Raw genomic sequence first — 23,340 nt, forward strand, 5'->3', positions numbered from 1 at the left:
TGGACGGCGGACCGTTGAGTTGGGTGGAGGCGACCCCACCCGGCCCTTCGGGCCACCCTCCCCTCGAAGGGGAGGGATCAGGCGGCCGCCTTGAGCGACGCCTTTTGCGCGGCAAAGGCCCAGTCGAGCCACGGCAGCAGCGCTTCGAGGTCGAAAGTCTCGACGGTTGCGCCGCACCAGATGCGCAGGCCCGGCGGTGCATCGCGATAGGCGCCGATATCGTAGGCGACGCCTTCCTTGTCGAGCGCCGAGACGATGCCCTTGGCGAACGCCGCTTGTCCGTCGGCATCGAGCGCGGCGACGTCCGGGTCGGTGAAGGAAAGACAGACGGACGTGTTCGACCGCGTCGCCGGGTCGGTGGCCAGATGGCCGAGCCATGCGGATTTATCGACGAAACCGTCGATAATGGCGGCGTTGGCGTCGGCGCGGGCAATCAATGCGTCGAGACCGCCGATCGACTTCGCCCAACGCAGCGCGTCGAGATAATCCTCGACGCACAGCATCGACGGCGTGTTGATGGTTTCGCCCTTAAAAATGCCTTCGATGAGCTTGCCGCCCGAGGTGAGGCGAAAGATTTTCGGCAGCGGCCAGCCAGGCTTGTAGCTTTCCAGCCGCTCGACGGCGCGTGGGCTGAGGATCAGCATGCCATGCGCACCTTCGCCGCCCAGCACCTTCTGCCAGGAGAAGGTGACGACGTCGAGCTTGCCAAAATCGAGCTTTTGCGCAAAGGCCGCCGACGTGGCGTCGCAAATGGTCAGGCCCTTGCGGGCGGCCGGGATGAAATCGCCGTTCGGCACGCGCACGCCTGAGGTCGTGCCGTTCCAGGTGAAGACCACGTCGCGGTCGAAGTCGATTTTTGTCAGATCCGGCAGTTCGCCGTAGCCGGCTTCGATCCTGCGCACGTCGGCGAGCTTCAGCTGCTTGACCACATCGGTGACCCAGCCGGAACCGAAACTCTCCCAGGCGACCATGTCGACGCCGCGTTCGCCGAGCAGCGACCACAGCGCCATCTCGACCGCGCCGGTGTCCGACGCCGGCACGATGCCGATGCGATAATCCGCCGGAATTTGGAGAATTTCCCGCGTCAGCTCGATCGCCTGTTCGAGCTTGGTCTTGCCGATCTTGGCGCGGTGCGAGCGTCCGAGCGCGGCATTGGCCAGCGCCTCGACTGACCAGCCGGGGCGTTTTGCACAGGGACCTGAGGAAAAATTGGGATTTGCCGGGCGCAGTCCGGGCTTCGTATGGATCGTCATCGTGGTCTATCCTTCCAGATAGTGGCCCCTCGTTGGGGAGGGGTGGCCCACAGACGGCGATATGCGTTCAGGCTTCCGGCGTCAAGAGGAAAGTTTTTGTCGCTGACGGGATACTGGTCGCATCCCAGACCAAAAACAGAACGGCGGACCGAAGACCGCCGCTGGCATCCCCGAGGCTTTCGCCGTGCCTACCAGAGATCGTAGCGCAGCCCGACCTTGATCTGATGTGAGTCGATCCCTTTGCGGATTGGAGAGTCATCCAGGTCAGCCAGGGTGGCATATTCGGCATCCGGCGACGACAGGTACTGGTAGCCCAAGTCAACGAAGACGTTCTTGGACACTTGGTACGCAACACCGGCATTTAGCGAATAAGCAAAGGAATACTGGGTTTTGTTGTCACGCAGGGCAAAGTTGTCTGCCGGGGTGTTAGCATCGGCATAACTCGCCGAAAAGCTGCGTTTGCTTCGAAAAAGGCCGACACCTGCGCCGACATAGGGCGTGAAGCCGACATAGGTTCCCAGGTCGACATAGCCGTTCACCATACCTGTCATGGCGGAATTTTTCACATTCGCGGAAGCAGCAACGGTTCCATCGTTGTATCTGACGTTAATCTTGTTGCCGGGCAGATAGCCGAGATTCACTTCGGCTCGAAGGTAGTCGTTCAGATGATATCCGAAGCCGATACTGGCAAAAACCGGATCCTCGCTTTCCTTATAGCTGAAACCTGGAGGCGTGAAAGCGAAGTCCACATTCCTGTAGCTCTCTTCCGGCAGATAAGCGACATCGCCGCGCAGATACCATCCCGAACCGACTTCGACCGGCACATAGTCCGGCGCCTGGTCGACATAGATCGGCGGATCGTAGTCGGCGCCAAGCGCCTGCGACAACGGCGTCAGGGCGATTGCTGCAAGCGCCAGTACTATGCGCGATTTGAATGTCATGATCCCCGGCTCCCGAAGGTGGCGCCATTCGCGATCGCGAGCGCCGTTTCAGGGCATTGTTAACCATAGTGGTTAAGTGCCGGTTAAGGATAACAGGGCGTTAGCGAATTGATTTTGATGCGCGTTGCCGCCACAACGAAAAAACCGCCCGGCTTTTGCCGGGCGGTCCGCAAACCTGCTCTCGAAGCGATTACTTGGTGTAAACCGGTTCGGGTTCGTAGGCGATCGGCTCCGGCTGGGCGCAGTCCGAGTTGCCGAACTGGTAGCGCAGGCCGCCGCGCACTTCGTGCACATTGATGCCCTTGTCACGGCCGGGACCGACATTGCTGTCTGAAGCGTAGTCGAACATCTTGCCGCCCTCGATATGGCTGAAGCGGTAGCCGAGATCGAGCTTGACGCGATCGGTCAGGCAGTAGGAGGCGCCCGCCATGGCCGCATAGGCAAAGCGCCAGCCCTTGCCGCCATGATGCTCGAACTCGCCGTCGATGTCATTGTTCTGCAGCGTGTCCCATTTGACCCAGGCGCCGCCGATGCCGGCGCCGACATAAGGCGTGACGCCGTGCCAGGTGCCGATATCGACATAGGCATTGGCGAGCAGCAGCAGCGCCGTATAGGACGAGTGGTCGGTCGAAGTGCAGGGCGTCTGATTAACGCCGCAGAAGCCGCTGGTCGAGCCGCGGAAATCGGATTTGCTCAACCAGTCCGCGGTCAGGTCGGTGCGGAAGTGCCGGTTGATCTGGTAGCCGACGCCGGCGCCGGCCGAGAAGGCGCCATCCAGCTTGCCGCTGTCAAAGCTGCCAGTGCCTGGAACCACCCCGTAGGTGATGTAGTCGCCGCCGCGGAACTTCGACCAGTGGTAGTCGATGTCGCCGCGAATGTACCAGCCGCCATATTCGACCGGCTGCTCGTAGACGGGCGGCGGCGGGGCCGGCTCGACCACGGGCGGCTCGACGAAGTCGGCGGCCAACACTGGTCCGGCCACGCCCGCGAGCAGCGCGGCAAAGAGGCCCATTCTTGCTGTATTGAACATGCTTGTCACCCCTGAGAACCCTCGGCACAGCGAACGCGTCCGAATCTGATTGGTTTCAGTCGTGGATAATGAATTGGAAAAGTTAAAAGCCGTTTAACCCTATCGCTTAACCATGAATCTCTAAATCTTTCAGGATTTTCGCGTTGTCCGCCAACGATTTGGCGTGCGGACACACGAAAAAAGCCCGCCGGAGGGCGGGCTTTTCACCTGGCAAAAACTGGGGGATCAGGCAGCGCTGCGGGTTTCCGAAATGACCTCGACGATGTCGTTGACGACGGCCTCGACCAGTTGCTGATCGTCGCCTTCCGCCATGACGCGGATGAGCGGTTCCGTGCCGGACGGCCGGATGACCAGGCGGCCAGCCTGGCCCAGGCGGTGGCGTCCATCTTCGATCGCCGCCTTGACCAGCGCTTCCTCGAGCGGCTTGCCGCCGGAAATATGAACGTTCTTCAGCAATTGCGGCACCGGCGCGAACTTCTTCGACAGTTCGCTGACCGGTCGGTTCTGCCGCTTGATGCAGGCGAGCACCTGGAGTGCCGAGACGAGGCCGTCGCCGGTGGTGGAAAAATCGGACAGCACGATGTGGCCCGACTGTTCGCCGCCGACATTCAGGCCGTGCGCACGCATGTGCTCGACGACATAGCGGTCGCCGACCTTGGTACGGTGCAACTGCAGGTTCATGTCGCCGAGGAAGCGTTCGAGGCCGAGATTGGACATCACCGTCGAGACGATGCCACCGCCGGCCAGCCGTCCGCTCTGATGCCAGGACTCGGCAATCAGCGCCATGATCTGGTCGCCATCGACGATCGCGCCATTCTCGTCGACGATGACGACGCGGTCGGCGTCGCCGTCGAGCGCGATGCCGATATCGGCGCGCACTTCGTGCACCTTCTTCTGCAGGCCGGCCGGATGGGTCGAGCCACACTCCTTGTTGATGTTGAAGCCGTTGGGCTCGACGTTGATGGCGACAACTTCGGCACCGAGTTCCCACAGCGCCTCGGGCGCCACCTTGTACGCAGCGCCGTTGGCGCAATCGACAACGATGCGGAGGCCCGACAGCGACATCGACCGCGGCAGCGTGCGCTTGGCAAATTCGATGTAGCGGTCATGAACGCCGTCGACGCGCTTGGCGCGGCCGAGCCCGTCCGAGTCGGCGAGCGCCAGTTCGATATCCTTGTCGAGCATGCCCTCGATGCGCTCCTCGATCTCATCGGAAAGCTTGTAGCCATCGGGACCGAACAGCTTGATGCCGTTGTCGTAGTAAGGATTGTGCGAGGCCGAGATCATCACGCCGATGTCGGCGCGCAATGAGCGCACCAGCATGGCGACCGCGGGCGTCGGAATCGGGCCGAGCAGGAACACATCCATGCCGGCGGCGCACAGGCCCGATACCATCGCATTCTCGATCATGTAGCCGGAAAGTCTGGTGTCCTTGCCGAGCACGACGCGGTGACGATGGTTGCCGCGCTGGAACGAAAGGCCGGCGGCCATGCCGACCCTCATGGCGACCTCCGCCGTCATTGGAAATCTGTTAGCGCGTCCGCGAATGCCGTCCGTTCCGAAATAACTTCCTGCCATGCTAGTCAGCTTCCCGATGGTTCATTGCCGGCACGTCATGCCACACATTGGCCCGAGCCCTATCATCACAATTCATGATTATAGGGCACCAATCCTTAGAAAACTGTTGTCTTGTGTGTTTTGTGTCACGTCAGTGCTTTGATTTTGCCTGCCCTGGTTGCAGCACAGCGTTCAGGAACTTCTGACCGCATCTGGATTGTTTCATGTGCGCGTCGATAGGCATTGAATTCGAAACCCGCGCGTCGTGTTGCTCTGGACCGGGCATTCAGGTCCGCCGCACTGGCCGACCCGATCGGCCCGCCATGTGAGGCAGTTCCTGATACTGGTCCGCCCTATACAAGTTTTCCGTGCAAATGCGCGCGGGCAAATCGCCCGGCGAACGGAGGCTGGCACCCATTTCATAAAAATAATGCACTTTCCGACAGCTTTCACGCCATTTAGCCTCTGGCGCAACCATTCGTTGAGTGTTATTGCTTACTTGGGACATAACGTGAACATCCAGAGGGAAAAGACACATGCTCATCCATCGACTTGCCACTTTGACGGGTCTTGCCGTCGTGACTTTATTCCTGGCAGCGCCCGCCAATGCGCTGACCATGGCTGAATGCAGCACCAAGTATAACGCGGCAAAGGACGCCGGAACACTTGGCGGGCAGAACTGGAACCAGTTCCGCAAGGCAGAATGCGCCACCGTCGCCGCCGCAACCGACGCCACGCCAGCCAAGGCGAACAGCACCAGCGCTGCAACGCCCGATGCGGCCGCCGCAGCGACGACCAAGGCAGCGGCAACTGCCAATGCAGGCAGCGGCCTCAGCAGGGCGGAGTGCGGCGCCAAATATCGGGCGGCCAAGGCCGGCAACACGCTGAACGGCATGAAGTGGAACGACTTCCGCATGAGCCAGTGCGGTGCCAGTGCCTTCGACGACGACACCAAGCCGGCAGCCGATCAGGCAAGCCTCACCAGCCAGCCGAAAAAGCCGACCGTGACCGCTCCCCAGGGAGTGACGTTTCCGAAGGCGATCTCGGACAAATATAGCAGCGAAACTCCGGCCAAGGCCCGCATGTACACCTGCCGCGACCAGTACCAAGCCAACAAGGGGGCCGGGACGCTGGGCGGCCTCAAGTGGATCCAGACCGGTGGCGGCTTCTACAGTCTTTGCAATGCCGCGCTGAAGAGCTGATCGACATTAACATTCGAAGATAGCAAGGCTCGCGAAGGTTCGCGGGCCTTTTGCTGCTGGCGGTGGCAGGCAGGGCCAGGATATGCCGTATCTGCGCTGCAAGCGAGGCGCTGTCGGCGCCGCTGCCAATCTCCCCCTTGCGGGGAGATCAGCCCTCATCACGGCATCCGCAAACCTTCAACGTCTATTTCCCATGTGGAGAAGTCCCCGGCACTTGGGTGAAGTGATTGAGTTTTTCAGGCCGCGATCGGCTGTCGGCACCTCCTGAACAAAAACGCCGCGTCCAAGCCGCGGCGTTTTCGAAATCAATCTCCTGAGCCGGACCCTAGCTTGACGGCTGAGGCTCCATGCCGCCTTCGGGCTCCGGGCCCTTCTTGCGGCGGCTGCCGGACTTCGGCACGGCCGAGCCGCGGCTCGGCGGCGTGTCGTCGCCGAGATCGCGTGCCGGCTTGTGGCCGGCGATCAGCTGCTTGATCTCGTCGCCGGACAGCGTCTCATATTCCAAAAGCCCCTGCGCCAGCGCAATCCATTCCTTCTTCTTCTTGGTCAGGATGGATTTCGCCGTCGAATAGGCCTCGTCGATCAGCCGACGCACTTCGGCGTCGATGATCTGCGCCGTCTCTTCCGAGACGTTCTGCGTGCGCGCCACCGAATGGCCGAGGAACACTTCCTCCTGGTTGTCGCCATAGGCGACGTGGCCAAGCTTGTCGGAAAAACCCCAGCGTGTGACCATGGCGCGCGCCAGCTTGGTTGCCTGCTCGATGTCCGAGGAGGCACCCGAGGTGATGTTCTCCTTGCCGAACTTGAACTCCTCGGCGACGCGGCCACCCATCATGATGGCAAGGCGCGAGATCATGTATTTGTAGCTCATCGAATAGCGGTCGCCTTCCGGCAACTGCATGACCATGCCAAGCGCCCGGCCGCGCGGGATGATGGTCGCCTTGTGCAGCGGATCGGCCGACGGCACGTTCAGCGCCAGGATGGCGTGGCCGGCCTCGTGATAGGCGGTGAGTTCCTTCTCGGCCTGGGTCATCGCCGACGAGCGGCGCTCGGCGCCCATCATGATCTTGTCCTTGGCGTCCTCGAACTCGGCCATGGTGACAAGGCGCTTGTTGCGCCGCGCCGCCATCAGGGCGGATTCGTTGACGAGGTTCATCAGGTCGGCGCCGGAAAACCCCGGCGTGCCCCGTGCGATCACCTTGAGGTCGACATTGGGGGCCAGCGGCACGTTGCGCACATGCACCTTCAGGATCTTCTCGCGGCCGACGATGTCGGGGTTCGGCACCACCACCTGGCGGTCGAAACGGCCGGGCCTGAGCAGCGCCGGATCGAGCACGTCCGGCCGGTTGGTGGCAGCGATCAGGATGATGCTTTCGTTGGATTCGAAGCCGTCCATTTCGACCAGCAACTGGTTCAGCGTCTGCTCGCGCTCGTCGTTGCCGCCGCCGAGGCCGGCGCCGCGATGGCGGCCGACCGCGTCGATTTCGTCGATGAAGATGATGCAGGGCGCATTCTTCTTGGCCTGGTCGAACATGTCGCGGACGCGGCTGGCGCCAACGCCGACGAACATCTCGACAAAGTCCGAGCCGGAAATGGTGAAGAACGGCACGTTGGCCTCACCGGCGACCGAACGGGCAAGCAGCGTCTTGCCGGTCCCGGGAGGGCCGACGAGCAGCACGCCGCGCGGAATCTTGCCGCCAAGCCGCTGGAACTTCTGCGGATCCCGCAGGAATTCGACGATCTCTTCCAAATCCTGCTTGGCTTCGTCGACGCCGGCGACATCCTGGAAGGTGACGCGGCCGTGCGCTTCAGTCAAAAGCTTGGCCTTGGACTTGCCGAAGCCCATGGCACGGCCGGAGCCGGACTGCATCTGGCGCATGAAGAATATCCAGACGCCAAGGATGAGAATCATCGGCAGCCAGGAGATGAGATAGCTGAACAGCGAATTGGAACCGTCGGATTCGGGGCGCGCGTTGATGGTGACGTTCTTGTCCTGGAGTCTCGAAACCAGCGACGGATCACCCGGCGAATAGGTCTGGAAGCCGGTAGAGGTGTCGGTATAAGTGCCCGAGATGCGGGCGCCCGCGATGGTCACCGTCTTGACCCGGCCGGCCGCGACGTCCTGCAGGAACTGCGAATAGGGGACGTCACTCGCTGCTCCGCGCGTCTGCGGCGTCTGGAACAGATTGAAGAGAGCGATGAGCAGGACCGCTATGATCGCCCAGAGCGCGAGATTGCGATAATTCGGATTCATCAATTGTCCCGTTGGTGTCCGCCAGCGGACACGCGTCGTGAGAGGAAACTTGGGTCTAACATAGGGATGGCGCCCTTCATTGCCAAGCAGAACAGCACGTCGCGGTTAAGCTTTCGCCCATGATCAACCGGCAGTGTGGCCGCCGAAAGGCGGGGCAGGAAGTCGCGGCGCGCCGATCAGCGCGGCGACAGTTCCGGCCGGCGCCAGGTCGAAGGACGGCAGGAAGCGGGCAAAGGGCGCGACGACCGGGCATACCGCCATTCCCGGCAAGACCGGGCTGTCGCCCGGATGTTCGCTTGCGCGCCACAGCACCGGCTCGGCCGCCAGAGCCGCGCGGACAAGGCTCGGCGGCGTGCCATTTTCGGCAATTGCCTGTCTTGCGGCACGCGCCGCGCCGAGCGGCGCGATCAAAAATTCACCCGGTCTGTCCGCCAATGTGATCCTCCGGCGACCGTCCCAGAGGGCATTGTTCACGGCAGGCGCAGCGGGCGGCAGGTTGCGGGTTTCGCGACGCAGAAAAATGCCGGCACGCCGCGCATCGACCACCGTCCGCGACAATGTGGCGCAAAACGGGGTAGCGAAAAATGAGGTTGTGCCAGGTGGTCCGGGCCTCAGCCGGTTGAGCAGCGCCTCGCTGCGAGCCTGCTCGGGCAGAAAGGCAACGCCGCCGACAGTCGCCAGCAGGACGCGCAGCGCGTAGACGGCCGCCGCCTCGTCGACGGCTGTCGCAAAGCCCGGATCGAGACGGATAAGGCCGGCTGCGGGCCTGCTGGCAAAGCCACGGATCAGCGCGGCGGCGCGATGGCCAAGCTGCTCGCGCTCCACCGCAGCCCGCGCGGCCAGCGCCAACGCGTCTTCCCGCGCACCATTGCGGTCGGCAAGCGCTGCGCGGATACGTGGCCTCTCGAAAGCCTCGTCTTCATTGGTCGGGTCTTCGGTCCAGCCGACATTCGCGCGCCGCAGGACTTCGCGCAGCGCAGCACGCTGTGTGCCGAGAAGCGGCCGTGCGATCCAGATCCGCCAGTCATAGAGGGTGGCCGGTGCCATGCCGGCTAGGCCACGCCCTGGCTCTCGCACCTCCTCCTGGCGAGCTTGCCGCATCAGCACGGTCTCGGCCTGGTCGTCGGCCGTGTGGCCGGTCAGGATCAGGCCGATACCTTCCGCCTGCGCCGCCTCGACCAGCAACCGGTAGCGTGCCTCTCGCGCGGCAGCCGGCAGGCCGGTCGACGGCTTGCGTTCGGACCAGACCAGGATGCGGTGGGCAATGCCGCGCCCGGCGCAAAGCCTGGCCACGGCTTGCGCTTCCGCTGCCGAGCCCGGCCGCAGACCGTGATCGATCGTCACAGCCAGCAATTTCGTTGCCGGCGCGGTGCGGTCGAGGTGATCTTTGAGGAGAAGGAGAAGGGCGGTCGAGTCGCTGCCGCCGGACACGGCCGCAACAGCGCCGCTGGTAAAGTCGATCTGCGAAAAAACCGAACGGTCGGGCTCGGTTTCGGGCGTCAATGCATGTCGCCCAGAAGTGGCCCCGGATCTGGGGCAACAAGTCTTGGGACAACGACATGCAAGAGAAACACTAACACGCCGCGAGCGCCCTTTCCTGCTTGACGCGTTCCTTGAGCGCGCCGGAAACGTTCGGATAGCGCTTGCCGATCTCGCCGAAAGTGGCGCAGGCCACGTCGCGCTGGTTCAATCCGACCAGCGACACACCGAGCTTCAGCAGCATGTCGGGAGCCTTCTTGGCCTTCGGATAGTCCTTGCTGGCGGCGAGGAAAGTCTCGGCCGCGTCGCGATACTTCTGCTGGCCGAGCAGCGACTCACCCAGCCAGTAATGCGCGTCCGCCGTCTTGGCGTCCTTGGGGAAGCGGGCGATGTGGTCGCGAAAACCCTGTTCGGCAGTGCCGTAGTCGCCCGACAGGATGAACTGATAGGAATTGCGGTAAAGCTCCTCCGGGTCGTCGGTGGCGGGCAGCGCCGCGACCACCGTATCGTCGGACTTGCCGGCCTGCGTGCCAGCGGCCTGGTCGCCGGGGACAGGCGCGGTGTTCTGCGCCGGTGCATGTGCCTGCGTCTTGCCGTCTGCGTCGATCACATTGCCGTTCTTGTCGACGGTGATGGTGCCGAACGTCTTCGGCGGCGTGCCCGGGATCACCGCGCCGGGTTCACCTGTCGGTGATTCGACGATGACCTCGCCGCTCTGGCCGCCGGCGGGCGGTGTGCCCGCATCGGCCGGCGCATGCGTCGCCGGAGCCTCGGCGACGCTGCTGTCGGTGTTGGTGGTGGCGTCCGACTTCTTCTGCTCGCGTGGCTGCTGCGCACCTTGTGAGCCGCCTTCCAACTGCTGGAAGCGGAACTCGTTATCTTCCTGCTGCTTGCGGATCTGCTCCTGCATCTGCAGCACCTGGAAGTTGAGCTCCTCGATCTTGCCGTTCATTTGCCGGAGTTGTTCCTCCAGCCCCGTAGTGCCGGTGCCATCCTGCGCAAATTGCACCTGATCCGGTTTCTTTTTTTCACCGAAAATGCCGAGCGTCGGCAGGCGGAAGGAAAAACCGCTTTTTTCTGTGCCTTGCTCATTGCCTACTGCCGGGGCAGCGACGCTTGATACGAGCAGCAACGCAAGCGTGCCGCTCAAGACCGATCTGAAATGCATGTGCCTCTCGCCGTGGATTGTTTGCCTGTTGCATGCCTTCCGATCGGAGTGGACCGTCAGGCGCCTCGGTTATTATCAAGGACGCAGGACTTCGGCCAAATTTTGTTTCAAGTCCCACATCCGGGCGCCGGACATGAAAAAGGCGGCCGCAGCCGCCTTTCACACGTAGGTGTTGCATTTCTGCCGATCGGAAAATTGCCGATCAGGAACCGGCGCCGCTGATCGTGGTGACGGCGCGGCGGTTCTGCGACCAGCAGGAGATGTCGTCGCAAACCGCGACCGGACGCTCCTTGCCGTAGGAAATGGTCTTCAGGCGCTGGGCGGAAACACCGCTGGCGACGAGGAAGTCGCGGGTGGCGGCGGCACGGCGGGCGCCGAGCGCCAGATTGTATTCGCGCGTGCCGCGCTCGTCGGCATGGCCTTCGATGACGATGGCATACTGCCTGTACTGGTTCAGCCATTGCGCCTGGCGCGAAAGCGTCGTCTGCGCGTCGGCGCGGATCGAGGACGAATCCGTGTCGAAGAAGATGCGGTCGCCGATGTTGACGGTAAAATCCTGGGCCGATCCGGGCGTTGCCGCCCCGGCGCCGCTGAGACCGAGATCGGCGGCGCTGTTCAGGTTCTTCTTCGAGGCGCAGCCGGCGATGGCGAGCAACGCCACCAGCGCGATCATCGCCGGGTTTCTGGTAAGTGCTGCGATACGGCCCATGCCGCCTCTCCTTCGCAATTCGAGTGATTTCGTTGATCGTCCAGTAACCACGTTTGGGTTAACCGGCGTTCAAGAAACACGGTTAAAATTTGGTTTCGGCTGCCGTCCACAGCCGTTTTGCCCAAGGGGAATCCGAGGAGGCAACAATGCGCGCGGACCGTAGGCAGAAATGCGGCTGAAACGCGACCAAGCCGTGGAAAGAGCGAATTGAAGAGTTGAAGAACTGAGGAATTGAGGAATTGAGGAAAGAGGTCACCTCAGCTTCTCTCTGAGGTTGACCAGCATTCCGTATATGCGGGCATAGGATTGCAACCACTCGTCGCGTTGCACCTGGGTGATATACTCCAGATCGAACGCATACGAAATCCACGTCTCCACTTCACTGCATGACCCTATCGCCATCGAAATGAACCGTGCGAATTCGGGCTTGGAGCGGGTCTGTTTGGCAAAACCCTCAGCCAATTGGCGCAGATCGCCTTGCTGGAACGACGTAGTTGATCGGCGAGCGCGTATTGCTCCATTTTCGGAAAAGCAAGCGTGGCTCTGTGTACCCCAAGGGAAACTGCATAGGCACGCTTATAGACTTCCAAATCCCTCGCGTGCTCGATATAGGCCGCTGCCTTCTCCATCCTTCAGTTCTTCAACTCGTCAGTTCCTCAATTCTTCAATTCCCCTTCCAGCCTATTCCAGCAGCGGCGACCAGGCCGGGTCCGAAGCGAAATTCGAGGTCGGGATCGACTGTTCGTTGCGGCCGGTGAGATCGACCGAAACGAGTTTCGGGCCGCCGGCAGAATCGCGGAAGAACATCAGCACCCGGCCGTTGGGCGCCCAGGTCGGCCCCTCCTGCTGGAAGCCGGTTGAAAGGATGCGCTCACCCGAACCGTCGACGCGCATGACGCCGATCTGGAACTCGCCGGCGGTCTGCTTGGTGAAGGCGATGAGGTCGCCGCGCGGCGACCATACCGGCGTCGAATAGACGCCGTCGCCGAAGGAGATGCGGGTCTGGCCAGAACCGTCGGCGCCCATCACATAGATCTGCGCGCGGCCGCCGCGGTCGGAGGTGAACACCACCTTGCTGCCATCCGGCGAATAGGACGGCGAGGTGTCGATGGCCGTCGAATTGGTGAGCCTGGTCGTCGAGCGGCTTCTCAAATCCATGGCGAAGATGTTGGAATTGCCGTCGTCGCGCAGCAGGCTCATGATCACCTTCTGGCCGTCGGGCGAGAAGCGCGGTGCAAAGGTCATGCCGGGAAAATCGCCGACCAGTTCGCGCTGCCCGGTCTCGATCTGCAGCAGATAGACCTTCGGCTGGCCGCTTTCATAGGACATGTAAGTGATTTCCTGCCGGTTTGGCGAGAAACGCGGGGTCAGCACGATCGACCTGCCGTCCGACAGGTAGCGGATATTGGCGCCGTCCTGGTCCATGATGGCGAGGCGCTTCTTGCGCGCGTTCTTTGCACCCGATTCGTCGATGAAGACGACGCGCGTGTCGAAATAGCCCTTCTCGCCGGTCAGCCGCTCATAGATGGCGTCGGCGATGATGTGGGCGACGCGCCTCGTGTTGGCGTCGTTGGCGAAGAACTGCTCGCCCGACATCTGCTGGCCGGCAAAGGTGTCCCACAGCCGGTACTGGGCGCGGACGCGGCCATCGGCCTCCTTGCTGACGCTGCCGGTGACCAGCGCCTGGGCATTGATCACCTTCCAGTCCTCGAAGCGGGGCGTGGCATCCGGGTTCGAGATCTTTTCGATGAAGGCGCTCTTGTCGATCGGCGCGAACAGGCCGGAGCGTTTCAGGTCTGCGCTGACGATGCCGGAAATCTCCGCGCCCAACGCATCGCCGCCCTGGAAATCGGTGATGGCGATCGGCAGCGGCTCGACATTGCCTTTGTTGACGTTGAGCTCAACGAGCGCCCGCGCCGGCAAGGTGGCGGCGGCAGTCATGCCCAGCGCCATCGCTACGATCATCAGGAGCGGCTTGAGGATGGATTTCATGTCTTCTCGCTTCTCTTCAATGATTCTACGGGGCGCCAAGCCTACAGGCCCAGCATCTCCCTCGGATCGAACGTGACCCGAACGTCGGCCCAGATGTCTTGTTTGCCCGCGGGAACCTGCAGGCCGGCCACATCGCATTTCTGAACCGCGCGCACGGCACTTTCGTCGAACGGGCGGTTGCCGCTCGACGTTTCGACGGATGGCCGTCCATCCAGCTTGCCGGAGGCGTCGAGGTTGAACCGGACGACGACGACAAAGTTCTCGGAGCCTTCAAGCCCTACCGGCAAGGTCCAGCAGCCACCAAGCTGGGCCTCCAACGCCCCCTGTTCCGATCTCGAAAGCTTCTGGCCCTGATCCTTGTCCCCGCCGAGCGATGCTTGCTGGGTCGAGCGCTTGGCGCCGCCGCCTGACGGCTTGCGCTTGTCGAGCAGCGCCGAAATCTCGTCGGCGTTGAACTGCTTGTCTTCCGATTTCGGCTTGGACGAGGCTTCCTTGACCGGCTTGTCGGCGTCCTTGCGCTCGGGCGCCTTGGCGCTTTCGGCCTGGGCCGGCTGCGGCTTCGGCCGTGCCTGCGGGGCGGGCGCCGAGTCCGGAAGCTGCGTCGTCTCGGTTGGCGGCTCCTGGGCAATGGCCTCGGCGACGGCATCCGGCTTGACCTCAGGCTTCGGGTCGATGGCGGCGGTCTTGTCCTGCGGCGGCGTCGGCGCCGGTTCCTTGGCCGGTGTCGGTTTTGGCTCCGCCTGCTTGACCGGTTCGGGCTTGACCTCTTCCTTCGGCTGCGGCACCGGAGCGACCTCCGTCGCCGGGACAGGCTTCGGCTCTTCCTTCGGCTTCGGCACGTCCTCGGGCTTCGGCTTCTCTTTCGGCGTCGGCGCGGGCGGCGGCGCCTCAGCCATATCGACCGGTTGGGGCTTGGGTTCCGGCGTCGGCGGCTTGTCGGTATCGATGGTGTTGTCACCGACCGTCTTTGCGTCGGCCACGATGTCCGGACGCTGGGTCGGCAATGGAGTCGGCTTTTCGCTCACCGCAGCTTTCTTGTCGCCTTTCTGTATCTGCGCGATCGCTTCCATCGGCACGATCTCGACTGCGACCGACTCGACTTCGGACGACGGAAGCGCAGCCGGCGCCGACAGCGTGAACAGCCCGAAGGCGATCGCCGTCGCATGCAAGATCACCGATGTGGTGAGGCCGGTCCGCATGTTCTTGTCTACTGGTCCTGTTCCTGCAGCGAGATGAGACTCATATTCTTGTAGCCAGCGGCTTGGACACGGGCCATGACCTGCAGAGCCGCTCCATAATTGGTTGCCTTGTCGGCGCGAAAGAAGATGCGCTCGTCATAGCCGGTCTTCGAGATCGCCTGCAGCTTTGCCACCAGTTCCTCGATCGGGATCTCGGTCTTCTGGATGTAAATCTGGCCGGCGGAGTTGATGGATACCTCGATCGGTTGCGTGTCGGCCGCAATCGCCTTGGCCTGTGTTTCCGGCAGGTCGACCGGAACGCCGACCGTCAGCAGTGGCGCGGCGACCATGAAGATGATCAACAGCACCAGCATCACATCGACCATCGGCGTGACGTTGATTTCCGATATCATCGCGTGATGGCGGCCGCGCCGCCTGTGGCCGCGACCACCGCGTCCCCCGCCACCCGCGCCTACAGACATTCCCATGATTGTTCCTCAGGTCTTCTGCGCGACTTTTTCATCGATTTGGCGCGAGAGTATGGCGGAGAACTCGTCCGCGAACCCTTCCATGCGCACGGCGATCTTGCTCGCGTCCGACGACAGCTTGTTGTAGGCGATGACGGCGGGAATAGCCGCCAGCAGGCCAATTGCCGTGGCCAGCAGCGCCTCGGCAATGCCGGGTGCGACCACCGACAGGCTGGTGTTCTTCGATGCCGCGATCGCCTGGAACGAGGTCATGATGCCGATCACGGTGCCGAACAGGCCGATGAACGGCGCCGCCGAGCCAGTGGTGGCGAGAAAGCCAAGCCGTCCTTCCAGTTTTTCCATTTCGCGGGTCAGCGCCAGGTCCATCGCCTTGTCGATGCGGGTCTGCAGGCCAAGCGGCGATTTCGCCCCCTTCTCGAAGCTCTTCTTCCATTCGCGCATGGCGGCGACGAAGATGGCGCCCATGCCTGACGTCTTGCGGTCGGCGAGCGTGCGATAGAGCTCTTCCAGCGACTGCCCGGACCAGAACACCTGTTCGAAGCGATTGAGCGCGAGCCGCATGCGGCCATAGGCGACGAGTTTGTCGACGATGATCGCCCAGGTCCAGATCGAGGCGCAGAGCAGCCCGATCATGACCAGCTTGACCACCCAGCCGGCCTGCGTGAACAGCGCCCAAATCGACAAATGCGCGCCCGGTTCGGCGAGTGCGATATTTTCCATGGTTACGTCCTTAAGAATTTTCCGGGCACGGCTGGCGGCTGGCCCATAGGCATCCCTTATAATCCGTTCGCGCAAAGCTTGCGGAATAACCCCAAAATGCACCGTAGGCGGCCTTTTCAGGGCAAATCTTGGTGAAAGGAAGGCGCTGGATTCCTCCAATCTTCACCACTCTCTTCATGAACTGTTATGGTTAAGGATGGGTTAGGACGCACAGCGCGGCGCATTGCCGCGCCTTGGGCGAGCCGCCTGGCATCGTCAGCGGATCATTGGGATCGGTAACTTGCCGATTTGAACTATCGATTTGTCTTGGGCATGAAGGTTGCGATCCATTCCTTCGGAAAGCGCCTTGGCCGGCCGTTCTCGCCGATGATCGCCGCCTCGACCCGCGCCTCGACCAGCACCTCGCCGCCGCGCTTCAGCTGCTGCGCCATAAAGATGCGGGCGCCCGAAATGTCCTCGGTGCGCGTCTCGATGGTCAAGACATCGTCCATGCGGGCGGAGCCGCGAAAGTCGATCTCCATGCGCCGCACCACCCAGATTATTCTTTCGCCGTGCTTGCCGTCGGCAAGCTCGGTGTGGTGGACGCCGGCAAGCCTGAGATAATCGGAACGGCCGCGCTCGAAGAATTCGAGATAGCGCGCGTGATAGACGACGCCGGAGAAATCGGTGTCGGCATAGTAGACCCGCGCCATCAGCCGGTGGCCGAATTCGGTCAGCGCGCCGGAAAGCCCGGCGCAGAGCGCCGCCGATTCACCATGATCGTCCATCGCGCTTTCCTTTCTTGGCCTGGCCGGGCACCTAAAGCGCGACGCGCTTCAGGTGATGTTTGCGGGCGCGCGTCGTTGTCGCAAAACCGCTGCACAGTTTTGGGCGACACGCATTAACTTGGCGCATGAACCCGATGGCACTGTTGACGGCGATGATCAAGACCTCGATGGCAGCGCTGCTTGCGCTGGCCGCGCTGGTGCCGCCGGGCCAGGCGGCGAGCTTTATGATGAAGCGCGGCCTCAATCTCGACCAATGGACGACATGGCCGGGCGAGGACAAATGGGGCGACCGGCGGGCAATCCTGCCCTATCCGGAATGGCGCAAATTCCTCAACGACGACGACCTCAAGGCGCTGAAGAGCGCCGGCTTCGATTTCCTGCGCATGCCCGTCGATCCGTCGCCGTTCCTGTCCGGCGAGACGCTGGCGCTGCGCGACGAGCTCTATGCCAGCGTGCTGGCCTCGGTGCGCATGATCAACCGCGCCGGCTTGAAGGTGATCGTCGACATGCACCTGATCCCCAGCGGCAGCAGCCGCAAGATCGGCATGGGCGAGGTGATGCACGATCCACAAATGTTCGACGCCTATGTCGAAATGGTGCGCAAGATGGCGCGCACGCTGGCCGATGAGGATCCGCGCCAAGTCGCTTTCGAGCCGATGAACGAGCCGGTCATCGACTGCGACGCCGACGGCACCGGCCTGTGGCCGGAGCGCCAGCAGAAACTGTTCGCGGCGGCGCGTTCGTCAGCCACCAGGCTCACCCTGATCCTGACCGGCGCCTGCTATTCCAAGGCGGTATCGCTGGCAAAGATCGATCCGAAGGCGATCCCCGACGACAACATCATCTGGACCTTTCACTCCTACGACCCGTTCCTGCTGACCCATCAGGGCGCGACCTGGGCCGGCGACTTCATCCCCTATGTCACCGGCCTGCCCTATCCGCTCAGCGCCGTCCCGCGCGCCCAGCTGGATGCTGCGCTCGATACGATCCGCGCAAGGATCAAGGCCGAGGCGCCATGGGCGCGCCAGAGCGGCCTGCTTGCCTATCTCGACGAGCAGGTCGCCAGCCTGGACACGGACGAGGAGCTGCGCGAGACGATGGAGGCGCCGTTCACCAGGGTCGAGGCCTGGGCAAAGGCCAACGGGATAAAGCCGGAGAACATCACGCTCGGCGAATTCGGCATGATCCGCCAGGAATACGGCAATCCCTACGTGATGCCGGCCGAATACCGTGCCGCTTATGTCAGGGACATGATCGCGCGCGCCGAAGCCCATGGCTTCGCATGGTCGGTCTGGAGCTATGGCGGCGCCTTCGGCATCGTAGACGCTTTTGATGGCGACAAGGCCGAGCCGGATGTGATGGACGCGATCAGGTCACTTCATTGAAGTGCTGAACCCAGGTCGATCGAAAGAATCTCTGGGCGCATCCCGAAACGCACCGGCAGGATGCTGAAACCGAGGCCTCCGGAGACGATCAGGTTACAGTTCTCCTCCACGACATGGCCATAGGCAAAACGGTTGCCGAAGCGGGACGGCACGACCGGAGAATAGCCGAGCAACCGCACCTGTCCGCCATGGGTATGACCCGAAAGGGTCAACGATACCCGTGGCGGGACCTTCGGGAAAATGTCCGGCTCATGTGCCAGCAGGATAACAGGGGCCTTGTCGCTTACCTTTGCCAGCGTGCCGTGCAGATCGTCCAGTCCTTTGAACCTGCTGCGGCCCCAGGCCTTGCCCGGCCGCAGCGCAAGTTGGTCGGCAAGTCCGGCGACCCAGAAGCCATGCCCGTCTTTTTCCAGGCGCACCACATCGTTTTCCAGGACCGGTATGCCGGCGCTCTCGAGCGCCCGGCGCGCCACCGTCGGCCCCAACCCGGCCTTCTGCGCGGAAAGGTCCTCCCACCAGTCGTGATTGCCAAGGATGGACCACACGCCGAGTGGCGCCTTCAGGCCTGACAAGGCCGGCGCCCATTCGGAGGAGCCCACCCAGTCCGTAACCAGGCGTGTGCCGGCTGCATAGTCGCCAAGCAGGACAATCAGATCCGGCTGCAGGCTGTTCGCCCGTTCGGCAAGTGACCTGATCCGCTCCGGCGTCATCCATGGCCGACAGGCATGAATATCGGCGAGAGCGACGACGCGAAGCCGCAATCCTGCAGTCCAGTTTGGCGGGGTCAGTGAATAGCGCTTTACATGTGTCAGCAGCATCGGCTCGAGGCCAACCGCATAAGCATTGAGCGACACGGCGGATAGGAAGGAACCGCCGATGAGGCGCAGGAAGCCGCGTCTGGTGATCATCGCTCAACCCCTTCGTTCGTGGAACCGACGGTCCCACAGCGAAGCGTTAGAGCCCGCAAATGCGCCGGCAAGCTGACCAGGATTAGGAGATTTTGCGCAGCAAAGAAGGCCGCAACGCCGCGCCGACGCTACTCTTCCTGGAACAGGCTGATCTGCTGCTGCGCCAGGTCCTTCGGCGCATCGAGGCCGAGATGCCGCCAGGCATTGGCGGTCAGCACGCGGCCGCGCGGTGTGCGCTGAATAAAACCCTGCTGGATCAGATAGGGCTCGATGATGTCCTCGATGGCGTCGCGCGGCTCGGAAAGCCCTGCCGCGATGGTCTCGATGCCGACCGGCCCGCCGCCAAAATTCCGCGCGATCATCGAGAGATAGCGGCGGTCGAGCGCGTCGAGGCCGAGCGCATCGACCTCGAGCCGCGTCAGCGCCTCGTCGGCGATCTGGCGGTCGACGTGACCGTCGCCGGCGACGGAGGCAAAATCACGCACGCGGCGCAACAGCCGGCCGGCGATGCGCGGCGTGCCGCGCGCGCGCCGCGCGATCTCAAGCGCGCCATCGTCTCCGAGCGGCATGGCAAGGATGCGGGCGCCGCGCCGCACGATCTGCTCCAGTTCCTCGACCGAGTAGAAATTGAGGCGGACCGGAATGCCGAAACGGTCGCGCAGCGGATTGGTCAAAAGGCCGAGCCGGGTGGTGGCGGCGACCAGTGTGAAGCGGGCAAGATCGATCTTGACCGAACGCGCCGCCGGCCCTTCGCCGATGATCAGGTCGAGCTGGAAATCCTCCATCGCCGGATAGAGGATTTCCTCGACCGCCGGGTTGAGCCGGTGGATCTCGTCGATGAACAGCACGTCGCGGTCTTCGAGATTGGTGAGCAGTGCTGCGAGATCGCCGGCCTTGGCGATGACCGGACCGGAGGTCGAGCGGAAATTGACGCCGAGCTCGCGTGCCATGATCTGCGCCAGCGTCGTCTTGCCGAGGCCGGGCGGCCCGACGAACAGCACATGGTCGAGCGCCTCGCTGCGGCCCTTGGCGGCCTCGATAAACACTTTGAGATTGGCCCGCACCGCCGCCTGGCCGACGAAATCGCCGAGCGTCTGCGGCCGCAAGGTCTGCTCGGCATCTTCGCCGCGCTTGTCGGGAGCAATGAGGCGTGGCGAAAGGCTCATGCCGCCTTCCTTGCACAGGGCAGAGAACGGGACAAGCGCAGACTCACCGCGCCAGTTCCTTCAGCCCGAAGCGGATCAGCTTCGACGCATCCGCGTCCTCGCCGGCGCTTTTCAGCGCCGCCGCCACCGCATTCGCGGCGGTATCGCGCGAATAGCCGAGATTGACCAGCGCCGAGACGGCGTCGCTGATCGGCGCCGGCGCGACGCCTTCGCCAAGCTCCTGCTTCAGGCCGATGGTGCCGGAGGCAGCGCCCGCAAAGGCCGGCGCCTTGTTCTTCAGTTCGGTGACGATGCGCTCGGCCACCTTCTTGCCGACGCCGGGCGCGCGGCTGACCATGGCAATATCACGCAGCGCGATGGCATTGGCGAGTTCGGCCGGCGCCAGCGTCGACAGGATGGCCAGCGCCACCTTGGCGCCGACGCCCTGCACATTGCTCATCAGCAGCCGGAACCATTCGCGCTCCAGAACCGACTGAAAACCGTACAGCCTCAACATGTCCTCGCGCACATAGGTCTCGATGAACAGCACCACCGCCTCACCGGAGGCCGGCAAGCCGGCCAGCGTGCGCGTCGAGCAGTGGACGACATAGCCGACGCCGTGCACGTCGATGATGCAGAAATCCTCGTCGACCTCGTCCAGCGTGCCTTTTAGCTTGCCGATCATGTGTGGTCCCTCATGCCAGCGCCGCCAACCTATAGACAACACTCTGCCGGTGATGCGCGTGGCAGATGGCAATGGCCAGCGCGTCGGCGGCATCGTCGGTGTCGAACGTCGCCTTCGGCATCAGCACCTTGACCATCATGTGGATCTGCTTCTTGTCGCCATGACCGACGCCGATCACCGCCTTCTTGACGGCGTTGGGCGCATATTCGGCAACGACCAGGCCGGCCAGCGCCGGCACCAGCATGGCGATGCCGCGCGCCTGGCCGAGCTTCAGCGTCGCGGCCGCATCCTTGTTGACGAAGGTCTGCTCAACCGCTGCTTCGTGCGGCATGGCGGCATGCAGGATCTCGGCAAGTCCGTCATGCAACTGGCAAAGCCGTGTCGCCAGCGTCGCCTTGTCGTCGGAACGCACGGTGCCGGAGGCGACGAAGCGCAGCGAGTTGCCGAGGCTTTCGACGATGCCCCAACCGGTGCGCCTCAGCCCCGGATCGATGCCGATGATGCGAATCGTTTCCCCCATCCGCCAAGTTTACCCGTGGCGGACAGCGATGCCAGCGAAATGTGAACAAACCAGAAACGGTTCCGCTGCGTCCTAATAGGGCGTGAGCCAATCGCACGGTTTAGATCCCCTCGCTTCAATTCCGATGTCGTAGCGCATCGACGATGACCTTGAACGCGAGAAGATTTTGACGACGGCTCGGATAGTAGAGGAAATAGCCTTCAAAGAACGGCGACCAATCGTCCAGAAGCTGAACCAGTTTGCCACGTGCGATGTGCTGCTCGACGATGTTCTCCGGGACGTAGGCGATGCCGTATCCACTGGCCGCGGCATCAATCATGGCATAAGTATTATTGAAGGTCAGTTGACCGTTCACTCGAACGCGGAGCGCCTGCCCATCCTTCTCGAACTCCCAGGCATAAAGGCCGCCGGCGCTTTCATGACGCATGTTGATACAGAGATGCCGAATCAGTTCTTGCGGGTGCCCGGGCACACCATGCGCGGCGAGATAGGCAGGCGAAGCAATGGCGACCAGACGCCAGTCGGGACCGATGCGCACCGCGATCATATCCTTCTCAACGCTCTCTCCAATCCGGACGCCGGCGTCGAAGCCTTCCTCAACGATGTTGCGGAAGGTGCTGTCCAGGATCAGTTCGACGCTGATATCGGGATAGGCGACAAGCACCGGCTTGAGCTTAGGCCAGACCACGCTTTCGAGTGCATGGTCGGACAGGGTCAGCCTGATCGAGCCTGACGGCTTGTCGCGGAGCGCCGTCAGCGCCGCGATCTCGTCGTCGATTTCGGCGATGCGCGGCGCAATTGTCTGCAGCAGCCGTTCGCCCGCGATCGTCTTGCGACGTTGCGCGTGGTGCGGGTCAGCAGGCGGATGCCCATGCGCGCTTCGAGCTGCTTGATTGTATGGCTGAGCGTCGATTGCGCCGGAAGGCGGCGGTCGCTTCAGGAACGAGGCGGTTGGCGATCTTTGCTACTACGCCCCTTGGGGCAATCTTGCGATGTTTCATGGTCCCTATCGGTGGTCGCGCGGCCTGATCCGGCTCGGGCGTCTCGACCAGGGGCCAGCGCCGCTTCTGGTGCGCGGAGAGCATCCGATGCGCGTCGAAGTTCTTCCTGAGCCCGGAAGGCTACCGCACAATGGATGAACGCCGCCTCCCGCGCTCCACTTTATTGCAAGACGGTCAAATTTGAGCTTCCGCATTCATGTTTTGTCGAGCGTATCTCTTAGAGTCGCTTAAACCTTCTGCGCCGTAAGTTTTAGCCGTGCTGAATCGCCGTCAGCGCCGATGACGACGAAATAGGAGAACGCAATGACTCGAAATCACGTTGAACGTCTTGGAGAGTTCAGGGAAATCCTGGTCGCGACTCGACGCGAAGGAGTCCGTAACGTGCACCATACCCGCGACGCAATGCGGGCAAGCGGCTTTCAGATCGGGGACAGCGACGGCTCCAGCTACGGAGCCAAGCTAAAGGAACTCCAAGAGGAAATCGAGGCAGTCGATCGCGCCATCGAAGACGAGAAGCGGCTGGCCTTGCCCCTTGAGAGTGCGGCTCAATCCCGCCGACCAATTAAGCCGAGGATCGTGAAGGGAACATAGAGTCGGGACGGCCCTTGCTGCCCGTCGCGTGGATTCGCCTGCGACATCGTGTCGGGCTCGTCGCCGCCGTGCAACGAGCCCTGAACGTCATCCGTTGCCATCAAACGTGGCGGCCGAAGCCGCCCTGTGTCGATGTCGATCGCTGTGTCCATCGTTGTCGATGCCGTCGCTACCCTCGCCAACGGCGTTCTTCAGGTATCCGATCTGAAACGCGATATTTGGACATGAAATCACGGAGGCCAGCTTCTGGCGCAAGGCGGTCGGCTGGATGAAAAGGTCGGCTTTCTAGCTGTTTAGTCCCGGCATTTGATGGGTGGGATCGAATCGGAACCGTTCAGGCTCTTTTGCCCAGATTTTGCAGATGAAC

General features: G+C 62.6%; 20 protein-coding genes and 3 pseudogenes. 4 read left to right on the top strand and 19 right to left on the bottom strand.

The window, feature by feature from the left end; all coding sequences use genetic code 11:
* Positions 1-77: 77 nt before the first annotated feature.
* The 4 genes from AC0L28_RS31565 to glmM form a co-directional block, all read right to left on the bottom strand.
* Positions 78-1,253: a phosphoserine transaminase gene (locus AC0L28_RS31565; RefSeq protein WP_473482296.1), complete on the bottom strand. Its 1,176-nt coding sequence runs from the start codon at positions 1,251-1,253 to the stop codon at positions 78-80.
* A 188-nt stretch (positions 1,254-1,441) separates the two neighbouring features.
* Positions 1,442-2,194, bottom strand: coding sequence for an outer membrane protein (locus AC0L28_RS31570; protein WP_473482298.1), 753 nt, complete (start codon positions 2,192-2,194; stop codon positions 1,442-1,444).
* A 190-nt stretch (positions 2,195-2,384) separates the two neighbouring features.
* Positions 2,385-3,224: an outer membrane protein gene (locus AC0L28_RS31575; protein ID WP_473482300.1), complete on the bottom strand. Its 840-nt coding sequence runs from the start codon at positions 3,222-3,224 to the stop codon at positions 2,385-2,387.
* 225 nt (positions 3,225-3,449) lie between these two features.
* On the bottom strand, positions 3,450-4,802 hold the full coding sequence (gene glmM, locus AC0L28_RS31580; RefSeq protein ID WP_473482302.1) for a phosphoglucosamine mutase: 1,353 nt from the start codon (positions 4,800-4,802) through the stop codon (positions 3,450-3,452).
* 515 nt (positions 4,803-5,317) lie between these two features.
* Between glmM and AC0L28_RS31585 the strand changes: the two genes are divergently transcribed.
* Positions 5,318-5,983: a hypothetical protein gene (locus AC0L28_RS31585; RefSeq protein ID WP_023799978.1), complete on the top strand. Its 666-nt coding sequence runs from the start codon at positions 5,318-5,320 to the stop codon at positions 5,981-5,983.
* Between the two features lie 325 nt (positions 5,984-6,308).
* On the opposite strand, the gene ftsH is transcribed toward AC0L28_RS31585, so the two are convergent.
* From ftsH to ybgC, 10 genes and pseudogenes are all read right to left on the bottom strand, one after another.
* Entirely contained in the window at positions 6,309-8,237 is a 1,929-nt protein-coding gene (gene ftsH / locus AC0L28_RS31590; protein ID WP_023799979.1) for an ATP-dependent zinc metalloprotease FtsH, read from the bottom strand.
* Between the two features lie 123 nt (positions 8,238-8,360).
* Entirely contained in the window at positions 8,361-9,740 is a 1,380-nt protein-coding gene (gene tilS, locus AC0L28_RS31595; RefSeq protein ID WP_287230022.1) for a tRNA lysidine(34) synthetase TilS, read from the bottom strand.
* Between the two features lie 70 nt (positions 9,741-9,810).
* Positions 9,811-10,884, bottom strand: a complete 1,074-nt coding sequence (ybgF, locus tag AC0L28_RS31600; RefSeq protein WP_473482305.1) for a tol-pal system protein YbgF — start codon at positions 10,882-10,884, stop codon at positions 9,811-9,813.
* Between the two features lie 202 nt (positions 10,885-11,086).
* Complete coding sequence (gene pal, locus AC0L28_RS31605) at positions 11,087-11,593, bottom strand: peptidoglycan-associated lipoprotein Pal (RefSeq protein WP_473482307.1); 507 nt, start codon at positions 11,591-11,593, stop codon at positions 11,087-11,089.
* 252 nt (positions 11,594-11,845) lie between these two features.
* Positions 11,846-12,222: pseudogene (locus AC0L28_RS31610) on the bottom strand (four helix bundle protein).
* 52 nt (positions 12,223-12,274) lie between these two features.
* Positions 12,275-13,558: a Tol-Pal system beta propeller repeat protein TolB gene (gene tolB, locus AC0L28_RS31615; protein ID WP_245268562.1), complete on the bottom strand. Its 1,284-nt coding sequence runs from the start codon at positions 13,556-13,558 to the stop codon at positions 12,275-12,277.
* A 68-nt stretch (positions 13,559-13,626) separates the two neighbouring features.
* Positions 13,627-14,784, bottom strand: a complete 1,158-nt coding sequence (locus AC0L28_RS31620) for an energy transducer TonB family protein (RefSeq protein ID WP_473482309.1) — start codon at positions 14,782-14,784, stop codon at positions 13,627-13,629.
* 8 nt (positions 14,785-14,792) lie between these two features.
* Positions 14,793-15,251, bottom strand: a complete 459-nt coding sequence (locus AC0L28_RS31625; protein WP_077375321.1) for an ExbD/TolR family protein — start codon at positions 15,249-15,251, stop codon at positions 14,793-14,795.
* 9 nt (positions 15,252-15,260) lie between these two features.
* Positions 15,261-15,971, bottom strand: a complete 711-nt coding sequence (gene tolQ, locus AC0L28_RS31630) for a protein TolQ (RefSeq protein ID WP_023799988.1) — start codon at positions 15,969-15,971, stop codon at positions 15,261-15,263.
* 293 nt (positions 15,972-16,264) lie between these two features.
* Complete coding sequence (gene ybgC / locus AC0L28_RS31635; RefSeq protein WP_023799989.1) at positions 16,265-16,738, bottom strand: tol-pal system-associated acyl-CoA thioesterase; 474 nt, start codon at positions 16,736-16,738, stop codon at positions 16,265-16,267.
* Between the two features lie 134 nt (positions 16,739-16,872).
* On the opposite strand from ybgC, the gene AC0L28_RS31640 reads away from it, so the two are divergent.
* Positions 16,873-18,123: a glycoside hydrolase family 5 protein gene (locus AC0L28_RS31640; RefSeq protein WP_473482312.1), complete on the top strand. Its 1,251-nt coding sequence runs from the start codon at positions 16,873-16,875 to the stop codon at positions 18,121-18,123.
* Here the strand turns inward: AC0L28_RS31640 and AC0L28_RS31645 are convergent.
* The 5 genes and pseudogenes from AC0L28_RS31645 to AC0L28_RS31665 form a co-directional block, all read right to left on the bottom strand.
* On the bottom strand, positions 18,117-19,031 hold the full coding sequence (locus AC0L28_RS31645) for a metallophosphoesterase (protein WP_473482314.1): 915 nt from the start codon (positions 19,029-19,031) through the stop codon (positions 18,117-18,119). The two genes, AC0L28_RS31640 and AC0L28_RS31645, sit on opposite strands and share 7 nt — an antisense overlap.
* A 128-nt stretch (positions 19,032-19,159) precedes the next feature.
* Positions 19,160-20,197 carry a Holliday junction branch migration DNA helicase RuvB gene (gene ruvB / locus AC0L28_RS31650; protein WP_027152903.1) on the bottom strand — a complete coding sequence of 346 codons (1,038 nt, stop codon included), beginning with the start codon at positions 20,195-20,197 and terminating at the stop codon, positions 19,160-19,162.
* 43 nt (positions 20,198-20,240) lie between these two features.
* Positions 20,241-20,861: a Holliday junction branch migration protein RuvA gene (ruvA, locus tag AC0L28_RS31655; RefSeq protein WP_023799992.1), complete on the bottom strand. Its 621-nt coding sequence runs from the start codon at positions 20,859-20,861 to the stop codon at positions 20,241-20,243.
* Positions 20,862-20,871: 10 nt separating this feature from the next.
* The gene (gene ruvC / locus AC0L28_RS31660; RefSeq protein WP_023799993.1) at positions 20,872-21,381 is read right to left on the bottom strand and encodes a crossover junction endodeoxyribonuclease RuvC; all 510 of its coding nucleotides are present in this window, start codon (positions 21,379-21,381) and stop codon (positions 20,872-20,874) included.
* Between the two features lie 115 nt (positions 21,382-21,496).
* Positions 21,497-22,299: pseudogene (locus AC0L28_RS31665) on the bottom strand (LysR family transcriptional regulator); the annotation flags it as partial.
* Between AC0L28_RS31665 and AC0L28_RS31670 the strand changes: the two are divergent.
* Positions 22,293-22,520, top strand: a pseudogene (locus tag AC0L28_RS31670) (cyclophilin-like fold protein); the annotation flags it as partial. The pseudogenes AC0L28_RS31665 and AC0L28_RS31670 sit on opposite strands and share 7 nt — an antisense overlap.
* Positions 22,521-22,685: 165 nt before the next feature.
* Entirely contained in the window at positions 22,686-22,973 is a 288-nt protein-coding gene (locus AC0L28_RS31675; protein WP_027152808.1) for a hypothetical protein, read from the top strand.
* Positions 22,974-23,340 lie beyond the last annotated feature (367 nt).

Source organism: Mesorhizobium sp. WSM4847, assembly GCF_055811335.1.